The organism is Neobacillus niacini, from assembly GCF_036961885.1.
In the GTDB taxonomy this organism is placed as follows: Bacteria; Bacillota; Bacilli; order Bacillales; family Cytobacillaceae; genus Neobacillus; species Neobacillus niacini_H.
In genome coordinates, this window is sequence record NZ_JBALNQ010000013.1 from 1 (window position 1) to 8260 (window position 8260).

Below are 8260 nucleotides of genomic sequence, written 5' to 3' on the forward strand. Positions count from 1 at the left end.
TTTGTTTAGTTTTCAAAGATCAAGGTTAACTCCATCGCCCATAAGCGACTTTATTAATATATCATTTGTTGCAATTCATGTCAACGTTAATTTGTTATTATTTAATATAATATCAAACTGTCTTTGCCGACTCAAATGAGTATACCAGCATTAACAACATCTAGCAAGAGGAAATTAGCAATTTGATAAATTTAATTAATAGGCTGTGTTAAACTTGGCTGTTGATTTGCGCTTCAGGCGCTACGCTTTCCGCGGGCTCTCCCATGAGCCTCACTACAGCTTCGCACCTGCGGGGTCTCACTCAGCTCGTTCATCCCGCTGGAGTCGAGCGCCTTTCGCTTCAATCAACGAGTTTTAAAATCAACAGCATTGCATTCATTAACACAGCCAATTAAAAGAAGGAACACCCAATTAGGTGTTCCTTCTTTTAATAGTAATTATTCTTCAGTGTTAGTATCTGAACTCTCATCTTCTGAAGTTATCTCATTTTCAACTTCCGTATCTTCGACTTCTACTTCTGATCCATCTAGTACGATTGATTCCTCCGTATCATCAGAAACGGTTTCTTCTTCCGAAACCTCTTCTTTTTCTACTTTCGCAACAGTCGCAACATAATGATGGTCATCACCTTTTATACTAATAAGCTTTACACCTTGAGTGTTACGTCCCATTGTAGAAATGGTAGCCACATCGATACGGATAAGGACTCCTCCAGTGGTAATTAACATTAAGTCTTCTTCACCTGTTACAGCTCTAACAGATACTAAATCGCCATTCTTCTCGGTAACATGGCACGTTTTAATACCTTTACCGCCTCTTCCTTGAATACGGTATTCTTCTGCTTTTGTTCGCTTACCGTATCCTTTCTTAGTGACAATTAGAACACTGCTATTTTCCTCAAGTACTTCCATACCGACTACTTCATCATCACTATCTAAGGTAATCCCTTTAACTCCAGTAGCTGTTCTTCCCATAGAACGAACATCTGTCTCAGGGAAACGGATTAGCATACCCTTTTTCGTACCAATGATCATATGCTTCGATCCATCTGTTAGGCGAACTGAAATCAGTTCATCACCTTCACGGAGATTTAGCGCTATTAAACCATTATTTCGAATATGTGCAAATGATGTTAATGGAGAACGTTTAGAAATACCCTCTTTTGTCGTAAAGAATAAGTACCAGTCATCAACAAATTCCTCAATTGGAATAATGGCATTCACCCATTCTCCCTTTTCAACTCCAAGAAGGTTAATGATTGGCAAACCTTTAGCTGTACGGCTATATTCAGGAATTTCATACCCCTTTGAACGGTAAACCTTGCCTTTATTTGTAAAGAAAAGAATCGTATCATGCGTTGAAGTTGTAATTAAATGTTCGACAAAGTCATCCTCGTTCGTGCCCATGCCTTGGATACCGCGACCGCCTCTTTTTTGAGCACGATAGGTTGAAACTGGGAGTCGTTTAATATAGCCATTATGTGTTAACGTAATAACGATATTCTCACGTGGAATGAGATCTTCATCCTCAATATTTTCGATTCCGCCTGTTTGGATTTCCGTACGGCGCTTATCGTTAAATCTTTCTTTAATTTCCGTTAATTCTTCACGGATAATTTCTAAAACTTTTTCCTCATCTGCTAAAATTGCCTTTAATTCAGCAATTAGATTTACTAAATTTTGATATTCTTCTTCAATTTTCTCCCTTTCCAAACCAGTCAAACGCTGTAAGCGCATATCTAGGATAGCTTGTGCTTGTTTTTCAGAAAGGTTAAATTGTGTCATTAAGCCTTCGCGGGCAATATCTGTTGTCTGCGAGCCTCGAATTAAGCTGATGACTGCATCAAGATTATCCAAAGCAATTCTTAAACCATCCAGAATATGAGCACGTGCTTCTGCTTTCCGTAATTCAAACTCTGTTCTTCTGCGAATAACTACAATTTGGTGGTCTAAATAATAGACTAAACATTGTTTAAGATTTAACACCTTTGGATGCCCATTTACTAGAGCTAATGTATTGATTCCAAAGCTAGTTTGTAGAGAAGTTTGTTTATATAAGTTATTTAAGAGGACATTCGCATTCGCGTCTTTACGAACTTCAATAACAATCCGCATCCCTTTACGATCGGATTCATCTCTTAAATCGGTAATGCCTTCTATCTTTTTATCACGATGCAATTCTGCAATTCTTTCAACTAACTTTGCTTTATTTACTTGGTATGGAAGCTCATTAACAATGATAACTTCTTTACCATTTGATTTTGTTTCAATTTCTACCTTTCCGCGAATCGTTATGGATCCTCTGCCTGTTTCATAGGCCTTACGAATACCGCTTCGGCCCATAATGATTCCACCGGTTGGGAAATCTGGTCCTGGAATGATTTCCATTAATTCTTGAATCGTTATGTCTGGATCATGGGTAATGGCCAATACGCCATCAATAACCTCACCAAGCTGATGTGGTGGGATATTCGTAGCCATACCAACTGCAATCCCAGAAGAACCATTCACTAAAAGGTTTGGGAACCTTGCTGGTAAAACAGATGGCTCTCTTTCCTCGCCATCGTAGTTATCTTGAAAATTGATCGTATCTTTGTTTAAATCTCTTAATAATTCCATTGAGATTTTCGACATTCTCGATTCTGTATAACGCATAGCGGCTGCTGAGTCACCGTCTACAGAACCAAAGTTCCCATGACCGTCTACCAGCATATATCGATAGTTAAAATCCTGTGCCATACGTACCATCGTTTCATATACGGCTGAATCACCATGAGGATGATATTTACCGATTACATCCCCAACGATACGAGCTGATTTTTTATAAGGTTTATCAGCATGGATTCCAAGATCATGCATAGCATATAAAATACGGCGGTGAACTGGTTTTAACCCATCTCGAACATCTGGAAGGGCACGAGAAACAATAACACTCATAGCATAGTCAAGAAATGAAGTCTTCATTTCTTGACTGATATTAATATCTTTTATTTGAGAATTTGGTGTTTCTGCCATTTTAAGTACCTCCTATTTAGGTGACGATCTGCCTTTAATAGTTACCCTAACGATCTAGATAAACGAAAAAAGGAGGATAGTGGTCACCCCTCTATCCCTTTACTATATAGGCTTTTCTTTATATATCTAAATTTTTTACATATTGAGCGTTTGCTTCAATGAAATTACGACGTGGCTCTACTTTGTCACCCATTAACATTTCAAATGTTTCATCCGCTTCAATTGCGTCTTCAAGACTAACCTGTAGCATCGTTCTAGTAGAAGGGTCCATGGTCGTTTCCCATAATTGCTCAGGATTCATTTCACCTAACCCCTTATAACGTTGGATATTAGGTTTTGGTTGACTTGGCAGCTCTGCAAATATTTGCTCTAGCTCTTTGTCATCATAAGCATAACGAATTTTTTTACCTTGCTGCACCTTATATAAAGGTGGCTGCGCAATATAAACGTAGCCAGCTTCTAAAATTTTTCGGATATACCGGTAAAAGAATGTCAAAAGAAGTGTTCGAATATGAGCACCATCAACATCCGCATCCGTCATAATCACTACTTTATGGTACCTAGCTTTAGCAATATCAAAATCTTCTCCAATACCTGTTCCAATGGCCGTTATCATCGAGCGAACCTCATTATTTGAGAGAATCCGATCTAGACGTGCCTTCTCAACATTAAGGATTTTTCCTCGTAATGGAAGAATAGCTTGGAAATGACGGTCACGACCTTGTTTGGCTGAACCCCCCGCTGAATCTCCCTCAACGATGTACAATTCACTAATAGAAGGATCCTTTGAAGAGCAATCTGCTAATTTCCCAGGTAAACTAGAAACTTCTAATGCACTTTTACGTCGCGTTAGCTCTCTTGCCTTCTTTGCAGCCATCCTTGCCCGTGCAGCCATTAGTCCTTTATCAACAACTTTTCTTGCCACTGACGGATTTTCCAATAAAAATTTATCAAAATGACTAGAAAATAATGAGTCAGTAATCGTCCTAACTTCTGAATTTCCAAGCTTTGTTTTGGTTTGGCCCTCAAATTGAGGATCAGGATGTTTAATTGAGACAATGGCTGTTAAACCTTCTCTTACGTCCTCACCAGTAAGATTGGTTTCACTTTCTTTAATCAAACCATTTTTCCTAGCGTAATCGTTGATTACTCGAGTTAATCCAGTTTTAAAACCGGATTCATGAGTCCCGCCTTCATACGTGTGGATGTTGTTGGCGAAGGAGTAAATACTTTCCGTATATCCCTCGTTGTATTGTAGAGCAACTTCAACACTAATGCCATCGCGTTCACCCTCAAGAAAGATGGGTTCGTCATGAACGACTTCTTTTGTGCGGTTTAAATGCTCGACATACGATTTGATTCCGCCTTCGTAGTAATACTCATTCTTTTTATTTTCAACACGCTTATCTTCAATTGTGATTTTGATTCCACGATTTAAGAAGGCAAGTTCTCGCAGACGAGTTGCCAAAATATCAAACTCGTACTCCAATGTCTCAGTAAAAATTTCATTATCAGGTTTAAAATGAGTAATTGTACCCGTTATGTCGGTAGTACCAATTACCTCTAATTCATTAACTACCGCTCCACGTTCAAACTTAATAAAATAAATATTACCATCACGGTGTACATAAACTTCCAGATTAGTGGAGAGGGCATTAACAACTGATGCACCTACACCATGAAGACCACCCGAAACCTTATATCCTCCGCCGCCAAATTTACCCCCAGCGTGAAGCACTGTCATAATTACCTCAACTGCGGGTCTTCCCATTTTTTCTTGAATTCCAACGGGAATACCACGACCGTTATCCTTAACAGTGATACTGTTATCTTCTTCAATAATGACATTAATTTCGTCACAATAGCCTGCCAAAGCTTCATCAATACTATTATCCACAATTTCCCAAACGAGATGATGTAGACCTTTTCCACTTGTTGAACCAATATACATACCCGGTCTTTTTCTAACAGCTTCAAGACCTTCAAGAACTTGTATTTGTTCTGCACCGTATTCTTCTTGTTCTTGGACTTCTTTTTGTTCCAGTGTCAATATAGTTCACCCACACTTTCATTTTAAAAAAATATTCTAGTAACCAGAAATATAAAAAGTATTATATTCTCTAATCTTGCATTTCCTTTTGATTTGAACGTTTTTTTAATGTTCCAGAAGAAATTGGGGATAAATAAACCTTGTCATATGTAATTACGACTGATTTAAAGGGGTTTTTTGAAAGGTTAACGAGCTTTTCCTTATGCTGTTTTAAGAACTCCTCAACTAAATTCGAAGAGTTTACGCACCCTTTATCAAGAATAGCGATGATGTCCTTCGCCCTGATATTTAAATCTTCCCCGACATGTATATACACACTTCCACCTCAATTAACTTTATTGATAAAACCAGATTCTACTTCAAAAGTTGATGCCTCTTTTAAGGTTTGATGATGGATGCCGTCTACACTGGTAGTAGTAACAAATGTTTGAACTTTCCCTTGAATCGTATTAAGCAAATGTGACTGACGATAATCATCTAATTCGGACAATACATCGTCAAGAAGTAAGATCGGATATTCTCGAATCTCTGAATGAATTAATTCAATTTCGGCAAGCTTAACAGAAAGTGCAGTTGTCCTTTGTTGACCCTGTGACCCAAAGGTGGAGACATCTCTGTCATTTACAAAAAACACCAAATCATCACGATGGGGACCAAATAGGGTTGTTCCACGTTCTATTTCCCTCACTCTAACTTTACTGAATTTTTCCTCAAAACACACTTTCATTTTCGACAAATCTTGGTCTTCTAATACATCGACAGATGGTTTATAGACAATTTCCAAGGTTTCCAACCCTCTAGAAATCCCATTATGAATAGGCTTTGCCCAATTTTCAAGCAAATTAAGGAACTCAAATCTTTTCGAAATAATCTTTACAGCCATATCAATAAACTGTTCCGTAAGAATTTCGAGCATAGTTATGTCAGTCTGTTTTTTTATTTGCAGCATTTTTAAAAAATGGTTCCGCTGTTGAAGTATTTTTTGATACTGACTCATATCATGTAGATAAATGGGTGAAACCTGCCCAATTTCCATATCAATAAACCGGCGTCTAATTTGTGGGCTCCCTTTTACCAAATTAAGATCTTCTGGTGCAAACATGACCACATTCATGTTTCCGACATATTGACTTAATTTTCGCTGTTCCATATGATTGCATTTCGCTTTTTTTCCCTTTTTAGAAATAATTAATTCCAAAGGCAAGGAGCTATATTGCTTTTGAACCCTGCCTTCTATTTTAGCATACTCCTGGTCCCAACGAATAAGTTCTTTATCATTGGAGGTTCGATGAGATTTTGCCATCGCTAAAACATAGATGGATTCCATTACATTTGTTTTCCCCTGAGCATTTTCCCCGAGGATAACATTCACTTTATTTTCAAATTCAACCGATAGATTCTCATAATTCCGATAGTTTCTTAGTGCTAATTGTTCAATATACATAATTAATCGGTAATCAAAAACTCACCAAACCCAGGAATTTGAATTCTATCCCCAGTTCGAAGCTTTCTTCCTCTTCTTTGGTCTTGTTCACCATTAATAAAAATATCGTTTTCACTCAAAAACCATTTGGCCATACCACCAGATTGGATGACGTCAGCCAATTTAAGAAATTGTCCCAACGTAATAAACTCAGTATTCAGCTTAATTTTTTCAGGCAATGTTTATCACTCATTTCTAAAATGGACTCAATACTTTATTTTACTAAAAAATTAAAAATAAAGAAAGTCACCAAAATCATGGTGACTATTTTTGTTCTAATAGGTCCTAACAGGCAATATCAACTGCAAGGTGGTTTCATCATTCAATGGTTTAATAACGAAGGGACGCATGGCACCCGTAAAGCTTACTTTTATGTCAGTACCCTCAAGAGCCTTTAGGGCATCCATCATATATTTAGCACTAAAAGAAATCTTTAATTCTTCCCCATCTATCGATTGACCTTGAATTTCCTCGACTACTTTACCAACCTCTGGAGTGTTAGAAGAAATTTCAATAACTCCGCCATCTATCGTTGAGAGTTTTACTACATTGTTTCTTCCTTCACGTGCTAGTAAGGAGGCACGGTCGATCGCATGTAGAAAATCCTTTGTATTCACAATGATTTCTGTTTTACTTTCATTCGGAATAAGTCTAGAAGTATCAGGATAATTCCCTTCCAGTAGTCTAGAGAAGAATAGCAGATGTTTCGCTTTAAACAATATTTGATTTTCGGTAATAACAATATCAATTAATTCATTTGAATCATCAATGATTTTACTTAACTCATTTAAACTTTTGCCTGGGATAACAACATTGTAGCTTTCGTTATTTTCCGTTTCAATTTTCGCTTTCCTTAGTGCTAGCCGGTGACTATCTGTTGCAATACAGTTTAATTCACCATTTTCAATCCTCCAGTTTACACCTGTCAAGATGGGGCGTGTTTCTGAAGTGGAAACTGCGAAAAAAGTTTGGCGGATCATGGTCTTTAAGAGATCCGTCGCAATGTGAAATGTATTATTTTCCTCTAATTGTGGCAGGTGAGGGTATTCCTCTGCATCAAGTCCATTTAAGTTAAATTCCGATTTCCCTGAGCGGATGACAGTTTGTAATGATCCTAGTACTTCCATTTCAACACTATCAGTCGGCAGTTTTTTAACAATCTCGCTGAAGAATTTTGCTTGAAGGACAATTGAACCACTTTGTTTAATCTCAACAAGTTCGTCTCCAGCTTCTTCTTTGGGAATAAAGGATTCGATCGAAATATCTGAATCACTTCCTGTTAAGGTGACTCCTTCGCTGCTAGCTGTAATTTTAATTCCTGTCAGTATCGGAATTGTTGTTCTTGATGTAACAGCCTTCATTACATCTTGAACACTTTGAACGAGGCGGTCCCGTTGGATGATAAATCTCATTTCATAATCCTCCCTGCAATTTTTATTCTATTCACGCATAAATGAAATTTCCTAAGCATATAATAATAAGTTTTTTAAAGAAAAAATAGAAGAAGTACTAGTAGGGCCTGTTAATATGTGGATAACTTGTTTTTTATCATAGAAACACAGCTTGTCCACATGTGGATAGACTGTGTACAAACTAACCAAGGTTATTCACAGTTTCCCTAAGGCTCTTTTTTAAACTTTGTTGCTTTTAATAACAAAAATTAATGTTAATCTGTTTTTTTGTTATTAAAAGCGAAAATTTAAGAAGAAAAGA

General features: G+C 37.3%; 6 protein-coding genes. All 6 read right to left on the reverse strand.

What is annotated here, in order from left to right; translation table 11 throughout:
• Positions 1-437: 437 nt before the first annotated feature.
• Positions 438-3014, reverse strand: coding sequence for a DNA gyrase subunit A (gene gyrA / locus V7124_RS07485; protein ID WP_335414831.1), 2577 nt, complete (start codon positions 3012-3014; stop codon positions 438-440).
• Positions 3015-3132: 118 nt separating this feature from the next.
• Positions 3133-5058, reverse strand: coding sequence for a DNA topoisomerase (ATP-hydrolyzing) subunit B (gene gyrB / locus V7124_RS07490; RefSeq protein WP_335415448.1), 1926 nt, complete (start codon positions 5056-5058; stop codon positions 3133-3135).
• Positions 5059-5134: 76 nt separating this feature from the next.
• Positions 5135-5380 (reverse strand): extracellular matrix regulator RemB, encoded by a 246-nt coding sequence (gene remB / locus V7124_RS07495; RefSeq protein WP_335414834.1) that lies wholly within the window; start codon positions 5378-5380, stop codon positions 5135-5137.
• Positions 5381-5389: 9 nt separating this feature from the next.
• Positions 5390-6508 (reverse strand): DNA replication/repair protein RecF, encoded by a 1119-nt coding sequence (recF, locus tag V7124_RS07500; RefSeq protein ID WP_335414836.1) that lies wholly within the window; start codon positions 6506-6508, stop codon positions 5390-5392.
• A gap of 2 nt (positions 6509-6510) precedes the next feature.
• Positions 6511-6726, reverse strand: a complete 216-nt coding sequence (gene yaaA, locus V7124_RS07505) for a S4 domain-containing protein YaaA (RefSeq protein ID WP_335414839.1) — start codon at positions 6724-6726, stop codon at positions 6511-6513.
• Positions 6727-6822: 96 nt separating this feature from the next.
• The gene (gene dnaN / locus V7124_RS07510) at positions 6823-7959 is read right to left on the reverse strand and encodes a DNA polymerase III subunit beta (RefSeq protein ID WP_335414842.1); all 1137 of its coding nucleotides are present in this window, start codon (positions 7957-7959) and stop codon (positions 6823-6825) included.
• Positions 7960-8260: the final 301 nt, after the last annotated feature.